The 17,911-nt window shown below is 62.7% G+C and carries 15 protein-coding genes; 4 read left to right on the forward strand and 11 right to left on the reverse strand.

Going from position 1 to position 17,911, the window contains the following annotated elements:
* Positions 1-794: 794 nt before the first annotated feature.
* Together BLT65_RS11665 and BLT65_RS11670 are read right to left on the reverse strand one after the other, a co-directional pair.
* On the reverse strand, positions 795-2,282 hold the full coding sequence (locus tag BLT65_RS11665; protein WP_091777862.1) for an ammonium transporter: 1,488 nt from the start codon (positions 2,280-2,282) through the stop codon (positions 795-797).
* Between the two features lie 26 nt (positions 2,283-2,308).
* Positions 2,309-2,647: a P-II family nitrogen regulator gene (locus BLT65_RS11670; RefSeq protein WP_006048089.1), complete on the reverse strand. Its 339-nt coding sequence runs from the start codon at positions 2,645-2,647 to the stop codon at positions 2,309-2,311.
* A gap of 415 nt (positions 2,648-3,062) precedes the next feature.
* On the opposite strand from BLT65_RS11670, the gene BLT65_RS11675 reads away from it, so the two are divergent.
* Both BLT65_RS11675 and BLT65_RS11680 read left to right on the forward strand, forming a co-directional pair.
* On the forward strand, positions 3,063-3,317 hold the full coding sequence (locus BLT65_RS11675) for an accessory factor UbiK family protein (protein WP_007577719.1): 255 nt from the start codon (positions 3,063-3,065) through the stop codon (positions 3,315-3,317).
* A gap of 100 nt (positions 3,318-3,417) precedes the next feature.
* Positions 3,418-4,992 carry a YifB family Mg chelatase-like AAA ATPase gene (locus tag BLT65_RS11680; protein ID WP_091777864.1) on the forward strand — a complete coding sequence of 525 codons (1,575 nt, stop codon included), beginning with the start codon at positions 3,418-3,420 and terminating at the stop codon, positions 4,990-4,992.
* 333 nt (positions 4,993-5,325) lie between these two features.
* Here BLT65_RS11680 and BLT65_RS11685 read toward each other — a convergent pair whose 3' ends face one another.
* Positions 5,326-5,922, reverse strand: coding sequence for a hypothetical protein (locus BLT65_RS11685; RefSeq protein ID WP_091777866.1), 597 nt, complete (start codon positions 5,920-5,922; stop codon positions 5,326-5,328).
* Between the two features lie 198 nt (positions 5,923-6,120).
* On the opposite strand from BLT65_RS11685, the gene BLT65_RS11690 reads away from it, so the two are divergent.
* The gene (locus BLT65_RS11690; protein WP_091777868.1) at positions 6,121-6,645 is read left to right on the forward strand and encodes a TlpA disulfide reductase family protein; all 525 of its coding nucleotides are present in this window, start codon (positions 6,121-6,123) and stop codon (positions 6,643-6,645) included.
* 90 nt (positions 6,646-6,735) lie between these two features.
* Here the strand turns inward: BLT65_RS11690 and BLT65_RS11695 are convergent, their stop codons facing one another.
* The 8 genes from BLT65_RS11695 to ugpQ all read right to left on the reverse strand — a co-directional run bounded on the left by BLT65_RS11695 (position 6,736) and on the right by ugpQ (position 16,698).
* A complete protein-coding gene (locus BLT65_RS11695; RefSeq protein ID WP_091777870.1) occupies positions 6,736-8,091 on the reverse strand; it encodes a sigma-54-dependent transcriptional regulator in 1,356 nt (451 codons plus the stop codon).
* Positions 8,092-8,122: 31 nt separating this feature from the next.
* Positions 8,123-10,186 carry a sensor histidine kinase gene (locus BLT65_RS11700; protein WP_091777872.1) on the reverse strand — a complete coding sequence of 688 codons (2,064 nt, stop codon included), beginning with the start codon at positions 10,184-10,186 and terminating at the stop codon, positions 8,123-8,125.
* A 3-nt stretch (positions 10,187-10,189) separates the two neighbouring features.
* Entirely contained in the window at positions 10,190-11,470 is a 1,281-nt protein-coding gene (locus BLT65_RS11705) for a dicarboxylate/amino acid:cation symporter (protein WP_007577727.1), read from the reverse strand.
* A gap of 350 nt (positions 11,471-11,820) precedes the next feature.
* Positions 11,821-12,894: an ABC transporter ATP-binding protein gene (locus BLT65_RS11710; protein ID WP_091777875.1), complete on the reverse strand. Its 1,074-nt coding sequence runs from the start codon at positions 12,892-12,894 to the stop codon at positions 11,821-11,823.
* Positions 12,895-12,914: 20 nt separating this feature from the next.
* The gene (locus tag BLT65_RS11715; RefSeq protein ID WP_091777877.1) at positions 12,915-13,706 is read right to left on the reverse strand and encodes an ABC transporter permease; all 792 of its coding nucleotides are present in this window, start codon (positions 13,704-13,706) and stop codon (positions 12,915-12,917) included.
* Positions 13,703-14,644 carry an ABC transporter permease gene (locus tag BLT65_RS11720; RefSeq protein WP_042306376.1) on the reverse strand — a complete coding sequence of 314 codons (942 nt, stop codon included), beginning with the start codon at positions 14,642-14,644 and terminating at the stop codon, positions 13,703-13,705. The genes BLT65_RS11715 and BLT65_RS11720 overlap by 4 nt, the downstream gene beginning before the upstream one ends.
* A 96-nt stretch (positions 14,645-14,740) precedes the next feature.
* Positions 14,741-15,847, reverse strand: coding sequence for an ABC transporter substrate-binding protein (locus BLT65_RS11725; RefSeq protein WP_091777879.1), 1,107 nt, complete (start codon positions 15,845-15,847; stop codon positions 14,741-14,743).
* An 86-nt stretch (positions 15,848-15,933) separates the two neighbouring features.
* On the reverse strand, positions 15,934-16,698 hold the full coding sequence (ugpQ, locus tag BLT65_RS11730) for a glycerophosphodiester phosphodiesterase (protein WP_042306422.1): 765 nt from the start codon (positions 16,696-16,698) through the stop codon (positions 15,934-15,936).
* 425 nt (positions 16,699-17,123) lie between these two features.
* On the opposite strand from ugpQ, the gene BLT65_RS11735 reads away from it, so the two are divergent.
* Complete coding sequence (locus tag BLT65_RS11735; RefSeq protein WP_091777881.1) at positions 17,124-17,897, forward strand: DeoR/GlpR family DNA-binding transcription regulator; 774 nt, start codon at positions 17,124-17,126, stop codon at positions 17,895-17,897.
* Positions 17,898-17,911: the final 14 nt, after the last annotated feature.

A 17,911-nucleotide genomic window follows, 5' to 3' on the forward strand; every position in this document is an offset into this window, starting at 1 on the left:
GGGCTTCTTGCAGGCATCCGCGCTTTGTTTTTGGTCTGCCGGGGTTGCCCCTGTGCGGGGCGGCACCTACTTTTCTTTGCCGCCGCAAAGAAAAGTAGGCAAAAGAAAGCGGCTAACACCGCCAACATTTCTCATTGCCTGAGGGCCCCCAACGGGTCTTACGCTTCACACGGCAGCCTTTCTGTTTGCGTGCGTTGCCAACGCTTCGAATAAGCGCCTCACCCACTTCAAACACCCGTACCTGGGCGAGCGGCAGCGAATGTTTTGCGCCGCCCAGGTGGCAAACTGTGTGTAGGTTGTCGCGGCGTATAGCTCGGCGCTCTTACCTGGTGGGACGCGTGCGCTTTCGGTCCGAAGTGTGGCGTGTGGAGTACTACGGCCTACACACAGTTTGCCACCTGGGCGGTCGTGGAATATCTGGCAAGGCGTGCTGCAACGCGGACATATGAAGCGGGTGAGGCGCAGCGCAGGAGCGCTGGCAACGAACGTGGGTCACGTGATTGCCGTGTGGAGCGTAAGACCCGTTTGGGGGCCCTCAGGCAAGAACTAGCACTGGCGGTGTGAGCCGCTTTCTTTTGCCTACTTTTCTTTGCGGCGGCAAAGAAAAGTAGGTGCCGCCCCGCACAGGGGCAACGCGTGAAGTACGAAGGCATAGCGCGGATGCCAGCGCAGCGGCAGCGGCAAAAAAACCAGAAAAAAGCCCGCCATGAAGGCGGGCCAAAGTCGCTGCGCTTGTACCTTTTTCGTACCTTTCGTGACCCCGTCGCCGGGGAAAACCGGGTTTGCTGGACCTGTTACTCGACGTGTTCGCCGTGCAGGATCACGTCCAGACCTTCGCGTTCTTCTTCTTCCGTCACGCGCAGGCCGATCGTCACGTCGATGATCTTCAGCAGGATGAAGCTGATCACGCCGCTGTAGATGAGCGTCGTCAGCACGCCCTTTGCCTGCAGGATGACGCTGCCGTCCGCGCCGCCGATGTCCTTGACGGCAAACACGCCCGTCAGCAATGCGCCCACGATACCGCCGATGCAATGCACGCCGAACGCGTCGAGCGAATCGTCGTAACCCATCTTGTGCTTGAGCCACGTTGCCGACCAGAAGCAGACCACGCCTGCGATCAGACCGATCGCCAGCGCGCCGCCGACACCCACGAAACCCGAAGCCGGCGTAATCGCAACCAGACCAGCCACTGCGCCCGACACGATACCGAGCACCGACGGCTTACCCTTGGCGATCCATTCAGCGAACATCCAGCCGAGTGCAGCCATGGCCGTTGCAACTTGCGTCGTCATCATCGCGAAACCGGCACGGCCGTCAGCGGCGACTGCCGAACCCGCGTTGAAGCCGAACCAGCCCACCCACAGCATCGAGGCGCCGATCATCGTCAGCACGAGGTTGTGCGGTGCCATCGAGTCCTTGCCGTAGCCCGTACGCTTGCCGAGCACGAGACAGCAGACCAGACCCGCGATACCTGCGTTGATATGCACCACCGTGCCGCCCGCGAAATCGAGGATGCCTGCGCTAGCCAGCCAGCCCGTCGGTTCCCAGACCATGTGCGCGATCGGCGAGTAGACGATGATCGACCACAGCGTCATGAAAATCAGCATCGCGGAGAACTTCATACGGTCGGCGAATGCGCCCGTAATCAGTGCCGGCGTGATGATCGCGAACGTCATCTGATAGACGAAGTAGACCGATTCCGGAATCGTCGACGCGAGGTGGCTGACCGTCAGCGTCGTCGCCTTGTCGCCCTTGATGTAGGTCATGCCCGACATGAACACGCGCGAGAAGCCGCCGATGAACGAGCCGCCCGGCGTGAACGCGAGGCTGTAGCCGACCACGGTCCAGATCACCGTGACGATGCAGGTGATCGCGAAGCTCTGCATCACCGTGGCAAGCACGTTCTTCTTGCGGACCATGCCGGCGTAGAAGAGCGCGAGACCAGGGATCGTCATGAACAGCACGAGCGCGGTGGAGGTCAGCATCCAGGCGGTGTCGCCCGAGCTGATCTTCGACGAATCGACCGAGAACGGCGCGGTCGGCGCAGCCGGTGCGGCGTCCGACGCGGCAGCTGCTGCCGATGCGTCAGCGGGTGCGCTGGCGGCGGGTGCGGCCGAAGCGTCGGCAGCAGGGGCGCTCGCAGCGGGCGCAGCAGGCGCGCTCGCCGTCGTGTCCGGGGCGGAAGCCGCGGCGGGAGCCGACGCGTCGTCCGCGAGGGCAGCGCCGATGCCGACCGTCAGCAGCGAGCCGGCCATCATCAGGGACATCAATAATTTACGCATCTTCAGTTTCCTCTTGTCGCTGTTTTTTACAGTGCGTCCGCGCCGGTCTCGCCGGTGCGAATCCGAATCACCTGTTCGATCGGCGTGACGAAAATCTTGCCGTCGCCGATCTTGCCCGTACGCGCCGCGCGCTCGAGGGCTTCGATCGCCTGGTCGACGATGTCGTCCGACACCGCAGCCTCGATCTTCACCTTCGGCAGAAAGTCGACGACGTACTCGGCTCCCCGATACAACTCCGTATGGCCCTTCTGACGACCAAATCCTTTGACTTCCGTCACCGTGATCCCCGAGACGCCGATCGCCGACAGGGCTTCGCGCGCCTCATCGAGCTTGAAAGGCTTGATGATTGCGGTAATGAGTTTCATGAAATCCTCGCTGTAGTGACTCAACCCGTTTGCGTGACTTGCATTTGCCTTGCGCCCTGCTTTCGGCAACTCCCCCGAAACCCCTAGCAATGGCGCTTCTCCAGACGGCGTCCCGCCGGTGCGCGGGGCAGTAACAGCAACGTCCATGCCATGTTTGTGGCAGACTCCCGCCGGCGCTTGTGGCATAAGGCTTTGCGCGTTTTCTTGTCCGGATGGCCAGTTCAGGCCGGGCACGCTGGCGCGCTATCGGGATCGTTGCTAGAGTGTTTGCAGGCTTGGACAACAGGCGTGCGCACCAAAGGCGCCCATGCTGTAGCGGGCGACCGGGGAACATGCACCAGAAACGATCATTCAGTGTTACGAGGCACGCGCGTAACATCACATGCACATTTTTCGTGCAATTAAGGGGAATGAAATGAAACAACCAAACGACGTCTTCAATGACTTTCAGGCCAAGGTTTCCGAGTTATTCAAAAACTCGCCGGCCAAAGATGTCGAACGCAATGTGCGCGCAATGCTGTCGCAAGGCTTTTCGAAGCTCGACCTGGTGACGCGCGAGGAATTCGACACGCAGACGCAGGTGCTCGTGCGCACCCGCGCGCGGCTCGAAGAGCTGGAGCGGCGCGTCGCCGAACTCGAGCAGAAGCTGCCCGTGAGCCAATCGTCCTGAGCACACCCTTCTGATCTGAACATCACAGGCAAGCGGCCCGTGACGTCATTAGCGCTTTAAGGTGAACGCGCCCCGCGGGCGCGTCGGGACGGGAGACAACATGTCGCTTGCCGTGGTGCGCAGTCGCGCGCCGGCCGCTGGCCGCGCGCCCGAAGTTACCGTCGAGGTTCACCTCGCCAACGGACTTCCCTCTTTTTCCATCGTCGGACTGCCCGATCTCGAAGTGCGCGAGAGCCGCGAGCGCGTGCGCGCTGCGCTGCTCAATTGCGGCCTCGACTTTCCCGTGCGACGGATCACGGTCAATCTGGCGCCCGCCGATCTTCCGAAGGAATCCGGTCGTTTCGATCTGCCCATCGCGCTCGGCATTCTCGCCGCGAGCGGGCAGATTCCGGTTGAGTCGCTTGCGCATCGGGAATTTGCTGGAGAACTCTCGCTGACGGGCGCGCTGCGTCCGATGCGCGGCGCGTTCGCGATGGCGTGCGGTACGGCGCGCGGCCATCAGTCCTATCCTGAAGCTTCATCCGATACGCCGGAAGACGCCGCGAGCGGCCGCTCGCCGGAACTCTATCTGCCGCTTGCCAGCGCAAAAGAGGCGGCGCTCGTGCCCGGCGTCGCCGTGTACGGCGCGGCCGATCTGCCGTCGCTGTGCGCGCATCTGGCGGGCGAAGCGGACGCGCGGCTTTACCCCATCGAGGCGGCGACCTTATCCGACGATGCGCGGGTCGCGCCGCCCGACATGGCCGACGTCATCGGCCAGCGCGGCGCCCGGCGCGCGCTCGAAGTGGCGGCGGCGGGCGGCCACCACATGCTGATGATCGGCCCGCCAGGCGCGGGCAAATCGATGCTCGCGGCGCGCCTGCCCGGCGTTTTGCCGTCAATGACCGACGACGAAGCGCTGACATCCGCCGCGCTGCTTTCGGCGAGCGCGATTGGATTCACGCCTGCGCAGTGGCGGCAAAGGCCGTTTCGCGCCCCTCACCATTCGTCGAGCGCGGCAGCGCTGGTCGGCGGGCGCAATCCGCCGCAGCCGGGCGAGATCACGCTCGCGCATCTCGGCGTGCTGTTTCTCGACGAACTCTCGGAATTTGACCGGCATGTGCTCGAAAATCTGCGCGAGCCGCTGGAGAACGGCCGCATCACGATTTCGCGCGCCGCACTCCAGGCCGATTTTCCGGCCGCATGCCAGCTGATCGCCGCGATGAACCCGTGTCCGTGCGGCTGGCGCGGCGACCCAGGCGGGCGTTGCCGGTGTACGCCGGAAGTGGCCGCGCGCTATATGCGCAAACTGTCGGGGCCGCTGCTGGATCGCATTGATATTCAGATCGAGATTCCTGCGCTGTCGCCGGTGGAACTGTCGGCTCGCTCGACGGCTTCCGGCGAACCAAGCGCGCCGATCGCGCAACGGGTCGAGGCCGCGCGCGAGCGCCAACTGCGGCGGCAAGGCAAGACGAACCGCGAACTCAGCGGCCGGGAAGTCGACGCCGTCTGTCGGCCCGACGACGATGGCGAGCGTCTGCTGCGCGAAGCGGGCGAGCGCTTTGGCTGGTCAGCGCGCGCTTACTACCGCGTGCTGAAAGTGGCGAGAACCATCGCCGATCTGGCTGGTAAGGATGTGCCGAACGCCGCGCAGGTCTCCGAAGCGGTTCAGTATCGGCGGGCGTTCGGTGCCCAGTAAATGCTGCAGACGACAAAAAATGCATGTCAAGACTTGACTTATGCACATTTGCGCCTGCGCGATAGATTTTGATACAACTGAAAGCCTGTTGTGAGGCATCTCGCGAATGCCTTTGATTTTATTGGCTTTTTCAAAATGCCAAGATTCAGGGCAAACTGGCAACCTGCCCGTCCGATGGGCATTTGCGGCCTACCGCACAGAGTTACTAACAAAGTTATCCACAGATCCTGTGGGTAACAAAAAAAGTCCCGTGTAAACGCAAGATTAGCGAAGATTTTTGCGAAGGAACATTCACTTGGAACGGTGCGCCGCAGCGAAGCGTATGACCCCAAATCAGTAAAGTTTGAACGATCCGAAGAATTGCTCAACTTGTTCCGGCGGCGGTTCCTTGCTCGCGATCACGGCCGCCTGATACACATGCCGCCCCTTCGCGACCAGGCGCGCGTGCATGATGCGCGTTTCCTGGTTCGGCCCCGCCTTGCCGCTGAAGGTCATTTCCAGTCCCTGCACCTGGCCGCCCGCCGCGAGCGGAATCGCCGCCACGTGGGCATCGGGCGCTGAGCCGAGGTTGTGCGCGAGGCCCGAGCGCAGATAGTCAAGCGCAGTGCGCTGCACCTGTGGATCGTCGCTCGGCAGCATCACGGTGCCCACGGCGAATACCGCGTGATCCGCCTCTGCAATCTGCATCGACATATTCATCGGCGTGCCGCCGATGTCGATCTGCCGCTGGTCGGTGGTCGGCTTGGCGGGCAAGTCGACCGTGTAGCCGTTGTCGTTATTCATGATCGTGCGCCAGTCATAGGTCGGCGAGCAGGCGGCCAGCAGCCAGCCGGCGGACGCGACGACGACGGCCTTTGCTATCAGCGAACGGAAGGGGACAGATGACAGACCACGACGACGGACGAACGAACGGAGAGCGGAACGGAGCATGACGCGGCGAATGGAATCTACGTGACGGAAAGCATCATTATCGGACGTTATTCGCGGCTTAACCGCGCCGCCAACTGCGTCACAAGATTGCCGGTACAATATGAGACAAGTATCCGGGGCGCCCGGTTTCCGCTGCTGTTCTCGCAGCGTTCAAGCGCCTCAAGACGTGTGTTCCACGCGTTCTCCCGAGGTCTGTTCATGAGCCAAACCAACGTTTCCCGGCGTTCGAGCCCGATTCGCTACATCGCTGCCGCCGTCGTCGCTGGCGCGATCGCTGTGGCGGGCTACTTCGCGTTCGGCAGCCAGCAGCACGTGCCCGACGCGACGTTCACGCTGCTTTCCGGCCAGAAAGTGTCGACGGCCGATCTGAAAGGCAAGGTCTATCTCGTCAACTTCTGGGCGACGAGTTGCGACACCTGCATGAAGGAAATGCCGCAGATGGTCCAGACGTACAACCGCTTCAAGGACAAAGGGCTCGAGTTCGTCGCGGTCGCGATGAGCTACGACGCGCCGATGTACGTGACCAACTACACGGAAACACGCCGTCTGCCGTTCAAGGTCGCGATGGACGACGGTTCGGCTGCCAAGCAGTTCGGCAACGTCCAGCTCACGCCGACCACGTTCGTGATCGACCGCAACGGCAAGGTGCTCAAGCGCTATGTTGGCGAGCCGCAGTTCGCGGAACTCGATCAGTTGCTGACCAAGGCGCTCGGTTCGACCTGACCTGATCGCCTGAAGGTCGCTCTACCACGGCGGGCGTCGCGCTGACATCTTCATAGCGCAACCCGCCGTCGGCAGTACCTCAAATCTGCCTCACCTCTCGCTTTCCCCACGCGCCGCCAGGCCATAACGCTTGATCTTCTCGTAAAGCGTCGCCTTGCCGACCTGCAGCCTGTCCGCGGCCACCGCGACGGCACCGCCCGTCTGCTCCAGCGCTTCCGCGATCACCGCACGCTCGAACTGCTCGACGCGCTCCTTCAAAGGTTGCGTGATCGACGTCAGCGCATCGTCGACGGGGGCCGAGACGGTATCGTCGCCGACGCCCAGCACGAAGCGATCCGCCGCGTTGCGCAACTCGCGCACGTTGCCCGGCCATTCGCGCTGCATCAGGTTCGTGCGCTGACGATCGGTGAGTATCGGCGCGGGACGCTGATAGCGCACGGCTGCGTCGAGCAGGAAATGCTCGAACAGCGGCACGATGTCTTCGCGCCGCTCCGACAGCGGCGGCAGCGCGATCGTCACGACGTTGAGCCGATACAGCAGATCGCGCCGGAACGTGCCCGCCGCGACATGCTCGACCATGTCGCCCTTCGCCGCCGCAACGATGCGGCAATCGACGCGTATCGGCTGGTTCGATCCGAGCCGCTCCAGCACGCCGTCCTGCAACACGCGCAGCAGCTTGACCTGCAACGCGAGCGGCATGCTTTCGATCTCATCGAGAAAGAGCGTGCCGCCCGAAGCATGTTCGAGCTTGCCGATGCGCCGCTTTGCCGCACCCGTAAACGCGCCGGGCTCGTAGCCGAACATCTCCGACTCGAACATCGGCTCCGGCAGCGCGCCGCAGTTCACCGCGAGAAAAGGCTTGTCCCGGCGCGGCGACAGTTCGTGCAAGCTGCGTGCGATCAGTTCCTTGCCCGCGCCTGTATCGCCGTTGATCAGCACCGACGCATCCGTCGGCGCGACGTTCGCGATCAGCTTGCGCACCTGCTCGATGGCGAGACTGCGCCCGATGATGCGCGGCGCGAGCGTCCCTTGTTCCGCCAGTTCGCGGCGCAGCGCGAGGTTTTCGAGCACCAGCGTGCGGCGCTCCAGCGCGCGGCGTACGGTTTCGATCAGCCGCTCGGAAGGGAACGGCTTTTCGATGAAGTCGTACGCGCCGTCGCGCATCGCCTGCACGGCCATCGAAATATCGCCGTGACCCGTGACGAGAATGATGGGCACGTCGGGCGCGCGCTCGCGGCATTGCGCGAGCAGATCGAGGCCGCTTGCGCCCGGCAGGCGGATATCGCTGACGATTACGCCGGAAAACTCCGCGTTGATCAGCTTCGCCGCCGATTCCACCGACGCATGCCCGACCACTTCGAACCCTGCGAGTTGCAGGCTTTGCACGCTCGCGCGCCGCACGAGTTCGTCGTCTTCGATATAGAGGACCTGCAAGCCCTTGTTCATTGTGTTTCCTACGCCTTGAATACGCTTTGAATCACGAGCCCGTCGTGACGGAGCCCGCGATATCGGTTGCCTGTGCCCGCGCGCGGCGCAGCGTCAGCATGAACTCGGCGCCGCCTTGCGCGTTGTTGCGCGCGATGAGCGAGCCGCCGCAATCACGTGCAATCGACGAACAGATTGCCAGACCCAGCCCCAGCCCCTGGCCCATTTCCTTCGTCGTGAAGAACGGCTCGAAAAGACGCGGCAACACATCGTCGGGAATGCCTGGACCATTGTCGCTCACGATGATCGCAAGCGATTCCTGCGACGTTTGCACGTCGATCGCAATGCGCGGCGCAGGCATACCTGCCACCGCATCAAGCGCGTTGCCGAGCAGATTGATCAGCACCTGTTCGAGCCGCAGATCGTCGCAATGCGCGACGAACCTGGGATCGTCGCTGTCGAGATTGAAGCGAACGGGCGCCGCGCCCTCGTCGACCAACGATACCTCGACCGTCACGCCCTGCAAGCGTTTCTGCAGCAGCGCCAGCACATTGCGCAGCGCGCGCGCCACGCCTGCGCGCGCGTTGCGAGGCCGCGCTCGGCCGACGAAGAGCTTCAGTTGATTCGTGATCTTGCCCATGCGCTCGGTGAGCGCGGCGATCGCTTCGAGGTTTTCCTTCGCCGATTCATGGTCGCCACGTTCGAGAAACACACGCGTGTTGTCAGAGAAGCCGCGCAATGCGGCAAGCGGCTGGTTCAACTCATGTGTGATGCCCGCCGCCATCTGCCCGAGCGCGGCGAGCTTGCTCGCCTGAATCAGTTCGTCGTGTGCGGCGCGCAACTCCTGCTCGGCGCGCGTGCGCTCACTCACTTCCTTCGTCAACTGCTCGTTCGCCTGCGACAGGTCGGCCGTGCGTTCGGCCACGCGCTGGTTGAGTTCCGCATACGCCTTCTGCAACAGCGCGCGACTGCGCATCACTTCGCGCACGCGCGCGCGGCGCATACGCCAATAGAACAGCAGCAGACATAGCGAGACATAGCCGAAGCCCGTCACGATCGTTGCGTAACGCGCGTCGGCGTTGACGGGATCGATGGGCGCCATCGTGATGAGACGCCAGTCCGGCTCGCCGAGCATGCGCTGCGATGCCAGGAAACGCGGCGCCGCATAGTTTCCGCTGCGCCCACCGCCGATGCGTACGATCTGCGCACCGCCTTCGAGCGTGCGCACCACCGACATCGGCAGCGGCGCGATCGGCTGGCGTGCGTACTGGCGCGTGTCGAAGATCGACGCGATCACGTCGCTGGTTAGCGGCTTGACCGTGTGGTACTTCCACGCAGGCACCGACGACAGAAAGATCACGCCGTGATCGTCGGTGACGATGAGCGGCTCCGACGCGTCCGCGCCCTGGAACCATTCGAGATTCAGCTTGACGACCGCCACACCGACGATCTTGCCGTCGCGGCGCACCGGTTGCGAGATGTAGTAGCCCGGATCGAGCGAAGTCGTGCCGATGCCGAAGAAACGCCCGACCTTGCCCTTCACCGCCTCGACGAAATACGGCCGGAACAGATACTCCTGGCCGATGAAGCTGTCAGGCTGATTCCAGTTGCTCGCCGCCACGCAGCGGCCCGATGCCGTGACGATGTACGCGACATTCGCACGGGCACGGCGATTGAGGTCTTCGAGATATTGATTGGCGCGCGCGACGTTGTCCGCATCCGGCGACGCGAGCGCGTCTTGCACGATGGGATGTTCGCCGAGCAGATAGGGGAGCGACTCGTAGCGTTCGAGCGTGCTCTTGAGGGCGGCTGTGGTGCGGTCGGCGCGCACGGCGGCGTTGCGCCGCAGCGTATCGATGCCGTGCTGCCACGTGATGGTCCACGTGAGTCCGCAGGCCGCCACGAGCCCGGCGACGAGCGCGAACAGGATCAACAGGCGGCGCGTCACGATGGCGGGAGTCGTTTGATGAGGATCGCCTATTGTGTCATACCCGTCCTCCTCGCCGGGCGCGTCGAACTCGTCGAGCGCTTCGGTTGCCGCACGCGCTTGCGTCTGCGCGGACGGCGCCTGCGTTGCATGCGGCGCCGCGCCATGTTGCCGCGGCGCCGCTTTCATGGCTCAGACCTCAGCCGCTTCGCTAACCGACACATCGCGGCGCATCTCGCTACGCAGCTTCGCACGGTCCAGTTCCTTTTCCCAGGCCGACACGACGATCGTCGCCACACCGTTGCCGACGATGTTCGTCAGCGCGCGGCATTCGCTCATGAAGCGGTCGATACCGAGGATCAGCACCATGCCCGACAGCGGAATGGTCGGCACGACGGCGAGCGTTGCGGCGAGCGTGATGAAGCCTGCGCCCGTCACGCCGCTTGCGCCCTTCGACGTCAGCATCGTCACCGCGAGCAGCGTCAGCTGCTGGCCCCACGTGAGGTCGGTGTTGGTTGCCTGCGCGATGAAGAGCACTGCCATCGTCATGTAGATGTTCGTGCCATCGAGGTTGAACGAGTAGCCCGTCGGCACGACGAGGCCCACCACCGAGCGCGAGCAGCCGAGCTTTTCGAGCTTCAGCATCAGTTGCGGCAATGCGGCTTCCGACGAACTCGTGCCCAGCACGATCAGCATCTCTTCCTTGATGTACGCGACGAAGCGCAAGATGTTGAAGCCGACCATGCGCGCGATGATACCGAGCACCACGACCACGAACACGATCGACGTCAGATAGAACGTGCCGATCAGCTTGAGCATCGGAACCAGCGAGCCGATGCCGTACTTGCCGATCGTGAACGCCATCGCGCCGAACGCGCCGATCGGCGCCAGCTTCGTGATGATCTTCACGATGCCGAACAGGATGTGCGACAGGCTTTCGATGAAGTTCACCACCGGCTTGCCCTTGTCGCCCGCCGTTGCCAGCACTGCGCCGAACAGCAGCGCGATCAGCAGGATCTGCAGGATTTCACCCTGCGCGAACGCCGACGACAGCGTGTCCGGAATGATGTGCATGAAGAAATCGACGGTCGTCTGGCCGTGCGCCTTCGCGGCGTACGACGCAACTGCCTTGCCGTCGAGCGTGGCCGGGTCGATGTTGAAGCCGACACCCGGCTTCAACAGGTGCGTGGCCGCGAGGCCGAGCACCAGTGCGAACGTCGACACGATTTCGAAGTACAGCAGCGCCTTGCCGCCGACGCGACCGACCTTCTTCATGTCTTCCATGCCCGCGATGCCCGTCACCACGGTGCAGAAGATGATCGGGCCGATCACCATCTTGATGAGCTTGATGAACCCATCGCCGAGCGGCTTCATGTCGGTGGCGAGCGCGGGATAGAAGTGCCCCAGCGCAATGCCGATGATGATCGCGACGATCACCTGCACGTAGAGGACTTTATAGAAAGGTTTCTTCACGATGGTGTTCCTGCAATGGAGTAAGGCTTGGGTGGACCGGAGGCTGGCCACGCATCGCATGGACGAACGAATTGACGTGCGTCGTGCGCGCAGACAGAGCCGCGAACAGACGACGAAATCAGAGGGACCAGAACAGGAACTTGGGCATCGTTGTCTCCATGCGTTGTAGTTGACGGGCCTTTGCAGCCGCGCTTTCTTTTTGCAAGGTCGATGCCAGCGTACAACATGCGCTTAGCGCGTTGATTTTTAAGACACTTTGGGAACGCTGAGGTTGGTAGACTTCCGGGTTTCCGGAAATCCGGAATCCGGGCGTCCGGAATCCCGAACGCCCTTGCTCGGCAAACCCAGGGCTAACCCTGAACGCCTTCTTCGAGCACCAACAGGTTCTCATGCGAGAAACCGAGCGCCACCGGCTGACCGCGTTCGGGCAAACGACGGTTCGGATCGTTGAAGACGTCGAGCGAAATCACCTCGTCTTTCACGCGTGTCCGGATGCGCACGATCGCGCCGAGAAAGCTCACGTCTTCGACCGTCGCCGTCAGCGTGTTGCGGCCCGCGACGGGCGGTTCCAGCACGATCGCCTCGGGACGCAGCGCGAGCATCCTCTTCTTGCCGGTATCGTCGGCGGGCAGCGCCTGCGTGGTGTGCAATTCCTGGCCGTCGACGGCCATGCGGCCTGTGGACGGATCAACCACATGCCCCGACAGAATATTCAGCGTGCCGACGAACGACGCAACGAAACGCGTGCGCGGAAAGTTGTAGATTTCGAGCGGCGTGCCGACCTGCTCGACGCGGCCTTCGTTCATCACGACGATACGGTCGGAAATCGACAGCGCTTCTTCCTGATCGTGCGTGACGAAGATCGACGTGATGCCGAGTTCACGCTGCAGCGCGCGAATGTCCTGGCGCAGCGAAATGCGGATCTTCGCGTCGAGGGCCGACAGCGGCTCGTCGAGCAACAGCACTTGCGGCTTGCCCGCGAGCGCGCGCGCCAGCGCGACACGCTGCTGCTGACCGCCCGACAGTTGCCACGGATACCGCTCGCCCAGATGCGGCAGCTTGATCAGTTGCAGCATTTCGTCGACGCGCTGCTTGATCTCGCTTTGAGGACGATGCGCGATCTTCAGCCCAAAGCCGATGTTGTCCGCGACCGTCATGTTCGGAAACAGCGCATACGACTGAAACACCATGCCGACCTTGCGCTGGCGCGTACGCAGGTGCGTGACGTCGCGGCCGTCGAGCCGGATCGTGCCGCGCGTCGGCGATTCGAAGCCGGCGATCATGCGCAGCACCGTCGTCTTGCCGCAACCCGACGGTCCGAGGAACGTGATGAACTCGCCGCGCTCGATCTTCATGTCGAAGTGATGCAGCGCCGTGTTCGCGCCGAACGTCTTGTGCAGGTTGTCGATTTCAAGAAATGCCATGACGATGCCTCAATTCAACATCAGGGTTTTTGCGCGGCGAGCGTGCGCGCGGAGCCGAACACCTGTATCAGTCCCATCGACGCCCACGTGACCGCGAACGCGATGATCGCGAGCGCCGACGGCTCGTACGCGCGGTTCGCGCCGATCAGCTGCAGATACGGGCCGAACGCCGGCCGGTCCAGCAGACTCGCAAGCGTGAACTCTCCGATCACGACCGCAAAGGTGAGAAACGCGCCCGACAGAATGCCTGAGCGGATATTCGGAAAGATCACCTTGAAGAGAATGGTCGGCCAGTTCGCGCCGAGGCATTCGGCCGCTTCCGTCAGCGAGCGGATATCGACGGCACGCAGGCCTGCATCGACCGCGCGGTACATGTACGGCAACGACAGCGTCACGTAGCCGAACACGAGCAGCAGATCGGTCGCGCGTTCGTTCGCGGTGAGCGGCAGAATCGAACTGCTGTTGTAGATGCGCAGATAGCCGAACACGATCACGATGGCAGGCACGACGAGCGGCAGCAGTGTGATGAACTCGACGATGCCGCGCAGCTTCGGCAGGCGCAGTTGCACCCAGTACGCCGTCGGCACGACGAGCAGCACGCCGACGACGATCGTCAGCAGCGCCATCAGAATCGAGTAACCGAACGATGCCTGAAAATGCGGGTCGCCAAGCACCACTTTGTACGCATCGAAGCTGTATGTGCCGCGCCGCATGCGCAGACTGAATTCGAAGGTCGCGATCAGCGGAATCAAAAAGTACAGGGAGCCGACGATCATCGCCGTCCATGCGCCCACGCGCGATTGCCTGTTCATCGGCGGCCCCTTTCAACGCGCGAACGCAGCCAGATATAGCCGCCATTCGACAGCCCCGTCACGAGAATCATGCCGAGCGCGAGCGCATACCCGAGGTTCTGGTTGTGCAGCACGTCGCCGCGAATCTGCGCGTACAGCAGAATCGTCACGATGTTAAGTGAGCTGCCCGTCAACGCATACGCCGTCGCCACCGCGCCGAACGAGTTCGCGAACAGCAGCAGCGTCGCGCCGAGCACGCTCGGCCACAGCACGGGCAACGCGACATGACGCCAATACTGATAAGCCGTGCCACCGAGGCAATCGCACGCCTCGCGCCATTCGCGCTTCAGGCCGTCGAGTGCGGGCGTGATGATCAGCACCATCAACGGAATCTGGAAATACAGGTAAGTGATCGTCAGGCCCCAGAAGCTCAGGATGCTGAAGCCCGTCGAATAGAGATTGATGTCCGCGTACTTCTTCAGCAGCACGGTCACGAGACCGACGCGCCCCAATGTGCAGATGAACGCGAACGCGAGCGGCACGCCCGCAAAGTTCGAGGCGACGCCGGAGAACGTCATCAGCGTCGGTCGAATCCAGCCTGGCAGCTTGCCATGCACGGCCGCCCACGCGAGCAGCGAGCCGAGCACCGCGCCGCCGAATGCCGAAGCCGCACTGACCTTGAAGCTGATCCAGTAGGCGTCCATCACGCCTTCCTGGAACAGCTCGCGCATGTTGGCGAACGTGAAGTGGCCTTGCGCGTCCTGGAACGCGCCGACCATCAGGAAGCCCGTCGGCAGAATCAGAAACAGCAGCGCGAAGATGAAGAACGGCAGCACGCCGATCCATGTCCAGACAGGCGACGTCCGGCCCGGGCCGTCGACCTTCGGCGCTGGTTGCGGCACAGACGGAACCAGCAGGTCCGCCTGACCGCCCGGCCCGGCTCCCGATGAAGCGCTCATAACTCACCCTCGAACAAACTCAACCGCTTCGTCTCGCCGTTCCATCCGGCGCGCGATGCGGACCGAAAGCGCGGCCCGCATCGCATCATGCAGCGCTTACTTGACGTTCGCGCCGACCACGGAGTCCCACTGCTTCGTCACGACTTCCTTCGTCGCGTCCTGCTGCTGCAGTGTCGGGAACACCGCGTTCTTGTATGCCGATGCGGGCGGCAGCTTGTCGAGCAGCGCCTGCGGCACCTTCTTCTGCGACACCAGCTCGTTGTAGCGGATCGGGTGGCAATAGCCCGTCAGCCAGCCGATCTGGCCTTCGTCCGAGTACAGGTATTCCAGCCACAGCTTCGCGGCGTTCGGATGCGGCGCGTAGGCGCTGATAGCCTGCACATAGACGCCAGCAACCACGCCCGTCTTCGGCACGACCACCTGCACCTTCGGATTGCCCTTCAGCGTGTCGCGATCCGCGAGTGCGTTGTAGTCCCAGCGCACGATGATGGGCGTCGTGCCTTGCGCGAGCGATGCGGCCTTGCCGATCACGGGTACGAAGTTGCCGTTCTTGTTCAGATCGGCGAAGTACTTGAGGCCGGCTTGCGCGGCCTTGCTCGCATCGCCCTTGGCAGCGGAAAGACCGGCGGCGTACACGCCCTGGATTGCCTGGTTCGCCGAGCGCGGATCGCCCGCGAGCGACACGGCGTTCTTGTAGTCGGACTTTTGCAGATCGGCCCAGTCGGTCGGGACCTTGTCGATCATGTCGGCGTTCACTTCGAACGACAGCACGCCGTAATAGTCGCCCGTCCAGTAGCCTTCAGGGTCCTTGTTCTCGTTCGCGATCGACTTCCACGTCGACACCTTGTATGGCTGCAGCAAACCTTGCGCCTTTGCCGCCGGACCGAACGACAGACCCACGTCGATCACGTCGGGCGCCTGCGGACCCTTGTTGCCCTTGTTCGCCTTGATCGCTTCCACTTCATCGCCCGAACCTGCGTCCGGGTTCAGCTCGTTGACCTTGATGCCGTATTTCTTGGAGAAGTCCGCGATCATCGGACCATAGCCGCACCAGTCATGCGGCAGCGCGATCACGGTCAGCTGTCCTTCCTGCTTCGCCGCTGCGACGAGCGCATCGGGCGGCGCTGCAACGGCATTCCCCGCGGCTGCCACGCCGGCCAGCGCCGACGCCGAAATGAAACAACGCAACGTGGTCGGTTTCATAGTTTTCTCATCCTCTGCCGAAAATTGCTACGTTAGGAAAACTGCATGTCGACGTCTTTCGATGTGCGCGTACGCACGCTTTTGACTTAGTTCACGACGTCCGCGCCGATCATATCGAGGCGATCGGTACAAATCATGTCAACGCCCCACTTCGCCAGTTCACGCGCGCGGGCCGGCTCGTTCACCGTGTACGCGAGCACGCGCAGGCCGGCATCGCGGATCGCGCGGATGTTCTGTTGCGTCAGATGCTTGTGGTCGGCATGCAGCGATACGCAGCCGAGTTCGCGCACGATGGCGAGCCAGTCGTCGGGCAGCGCCTCGAACAACATGCCGCGCGGCAGCGACGGCGCGGCGTCGCGCGCGGCTTTCAATGCTTCGAATGAGAACGAGGACAGGAGCGGCTTCTGCGCGCGCCACAGGTCTTTGGCCGCGAGCGCGACAAGGCGCCCCGTGATTTCGTCGCGGCCAGGACAAGGCTTGATTTCAATGTTCGCTGCAATCGCGTCGACCGCGCAGCGCGCCGCCACTTGTGAGAGCGTCGGCAGGCGTTCGTCTGCGAAGCGCGGATCGAACCAGGCGCCTGCATCGAGCGATGCCAGTTGATGCCATGTATGTTGCGCGGCCGGGCCGTGGCCGCTGGTCGTGCGGTCCAGGTCGTCGTCGTGCAGCAGGAAGATCTGATCGTCGGAAGAGAGCTTCGCGTCGAACTCGATCATCTTGTAGCCGAAGCGCGCGCACATCTCGAAGCCCGCGAGCGTGTTCTCCGGCGCAAGCTTGCCGCCGATGCGATGCGCGACGAGCCGTGGATACGGCCAGTCTGCGATTAATGCCTGATCGATCCCGTTGCCCATCGTGCTTGCCTTCACAAAGATCTGATGGAACTGCGGCCTGCGTGCGCCGATGTATCTTATTCTGAGGATCGCGAATGGATGCTCCTCCATCCGCGAAGCGACGCAAGCCTGTCAATGCACGACATCCCGCTTGCCAGGAACATTGCGCAGCGGATATTTCATTTCGTTTTCGAAAATGCGCTGTTCGCGATGTTTCAAATCGGGCGCGAATGTCTCAAAATGCGAAGGCTAAATACAAATACCCAAAGTTGCAAGCTCCCAAAAAAATACAACCGCAAAGGACACAGGCAACCCATCTGTCATGCATTTTGACATCGCATCGACATAATCCGTTGGTAGTGGTTTATACCGAAACGCGCGCATAGCAAGCGGCGCAACGGGCAGCACGCAAAACGTTAAATACGACCAGGCGAGGGACGATACGCATGTGGCAGGAAGACCGTCATCAACGAATACGCGCGCTGCTCTCGACACTCAAACGCGTGTCGACCGAGCGCATCATGGCGGACCTGGGCGTATCGCGCGAAACCGTGCGGCGCGACCTGCTCGATCTCGAAGCGCTCGGCGAGTTGCGCCGCGTGCATGGCGGCGCGATCAAGCCCGCCGACGAAGCGCCCATCTCCGAACGCGCGCAGGCGCACGTGAAGTCGAAGAAGGCCATTGCGAAGGCGGCGACGGGTGTGGTCGCGAGCGGACAGACGCTTTTCATCGATGCCGGCACGACCACCGCGGCACTCGCCGATGAACTCGCGAAGCTTGCGAACCTGACCATCATCACCAACTCGATCGACGTCGCGATGAAGATGCGCGGCGCGCCGGACAAACGCGAGTCGTCGGCAAACGAAGTCATTTTGCTGGGCGGCTCGATCAGCGACCGTGCGCTATCCACCACGGGCGAGACGACGATTCTCGATATCCAGCGCTATCGCGCGGATTTCGCGCTGCTGTCGCCTGTTGGCGTCGATCCGAAGCACGGCGCGAGCAATTACGATCGCGCGGAAACGGAAGTCGCGCGCGCGATGGTCGCCAATGCGGATAGCGTCGTGATACTCGCGGACTACAGCAAGATCGGCCAGCGCAGCCGCATCGCGTATTGCCCGCCCGAGAAGATCGATCTGCTGATTACCAATCGCAAGGCGACGGAAGTCGCGACGTTCGCGCAGCTCAAGCGCAAAGTGGGCAAGGTGATACTTGCCTGATGTCGCGCGCGTGC

Origin of the sequence: Paraburkholderia steynii, from assembly GCF_900100565.1 — a bacterium.
GTDB classification, from domain to species: Bacteria; Pseudomonadota; Gammaproteobacteria; order Burkholderiales; family Burkholderiaceae; genus Paraburkholderia; species Paraburkholderia terrae.

What these genes read in the sequence shown, in the direction of transcription:
- BLT65_RS11665 (WP_091777862.1), bottom strand. Translation starts at nt 2,282, where the DNA reads ATGCGTAAATTATTGATGTCCCTGATGATGGCCGGCTCGCTGCTGACG.
- BLT65_RS11670 (WP_006048089.1), bottom strand. Translation starts at nt 2,647, where the DNA reads ATGAAACTCATTACCGCAATCATCAAGCCTTTCAAGCTCGATGAGGCG.
- BLT65_RS11675 (WP_007577719.1), top strand. Translation starts at nt 3,063, where the DNA reads ATGAAACAACCAAACGACGTCTTCAATGACTTTCAGGCCAAGGTTTCC.
- BLT65_RS11680 (WP_091777864.1), top strand. Translation starts at nt 3,418, where the DNA reads ATGTCGCTTGCCGTGGTGCGCAGTCGCGCGCCGGCCGCTGGCCGCGCG.
- BLT65_RS11685 (WP_091777866.1), bottom strand. Translation starts at nt 5,922, where the DNA reads ATGCTCCGTTCCGCTCTCCGTTCGTTCGTCCGTCGTCGTGGTCTGTCA.
- BLT65_RS11690 (WP_091777868.1), top strand. Translation starts at nt 6,121, where the DNA reads ATGAGCCAAACCAACGTTTCCCGGCGTTCGAGCCCGATTCGCTACATC.
- BLT65_RS11695 (WP_091777870.1), bottom strand. Translation starts at nt 8,091, where the DNA reads ATGAACAAGGGCTTGCAGGTCCTCTATATCGAAGACGACGAACTCGTG.
- BLT65_RS11700 (WP_091777872.1), bottom strand. Translation starts at nt 10,186, where the DNA reads ATGAAAGCGGCGCCGCGGCAACATGGCGCGGCGCCGCATGCAACGCAG.
- BLT65_RS11710 (WP_091777875.1), bottom strand. Translation starts at nt 12,894, where the DNA reads ATGGCATTTCTTGAAATCGACAACCTGCACAAGACGTTCGGCGCGAAC.
- BLT65_RS11715 (WP_091777877.1), bottom strand. Translation starts at nt 13,706, where the DNA reads ATGAACAGGCAATCGCGCGTGGGCGCATGGACGGCGATGATCGTCGGC.
- BLT65_RS11720 (WP_042306376.1), bottom strand. Translation starts at nt 14,644, where the DNA reads ATGAGCGCTTCATCGGGAGCCGGGCCGGGCGGTCAGGCGGACCTGCTG.
- BLT65_RS11725 (WP_091777879.1), bottom strand. Translation starts at nt 15,847, where the DNA reads ATGAAACCGACCACGTTGCGTTGTTTCATTTCGGCGTCGGCGCTGGCC.
- ugpQ (WP_042306422.1), bottom strand. Translation starts at nt 16,698, where the DNA reads ATGGGCAACGGGATCGATCAGGCATTAATCGCAGACTGGCCGTATCCA.
- BLT65_RS11735 (WP_091777881.1), top strand. Translation starts at nt 17,124, where the DNA reads ATGTGGCAGGAAGACCGTCATCAACGAATACGCGCGCTGCTCTCGACA.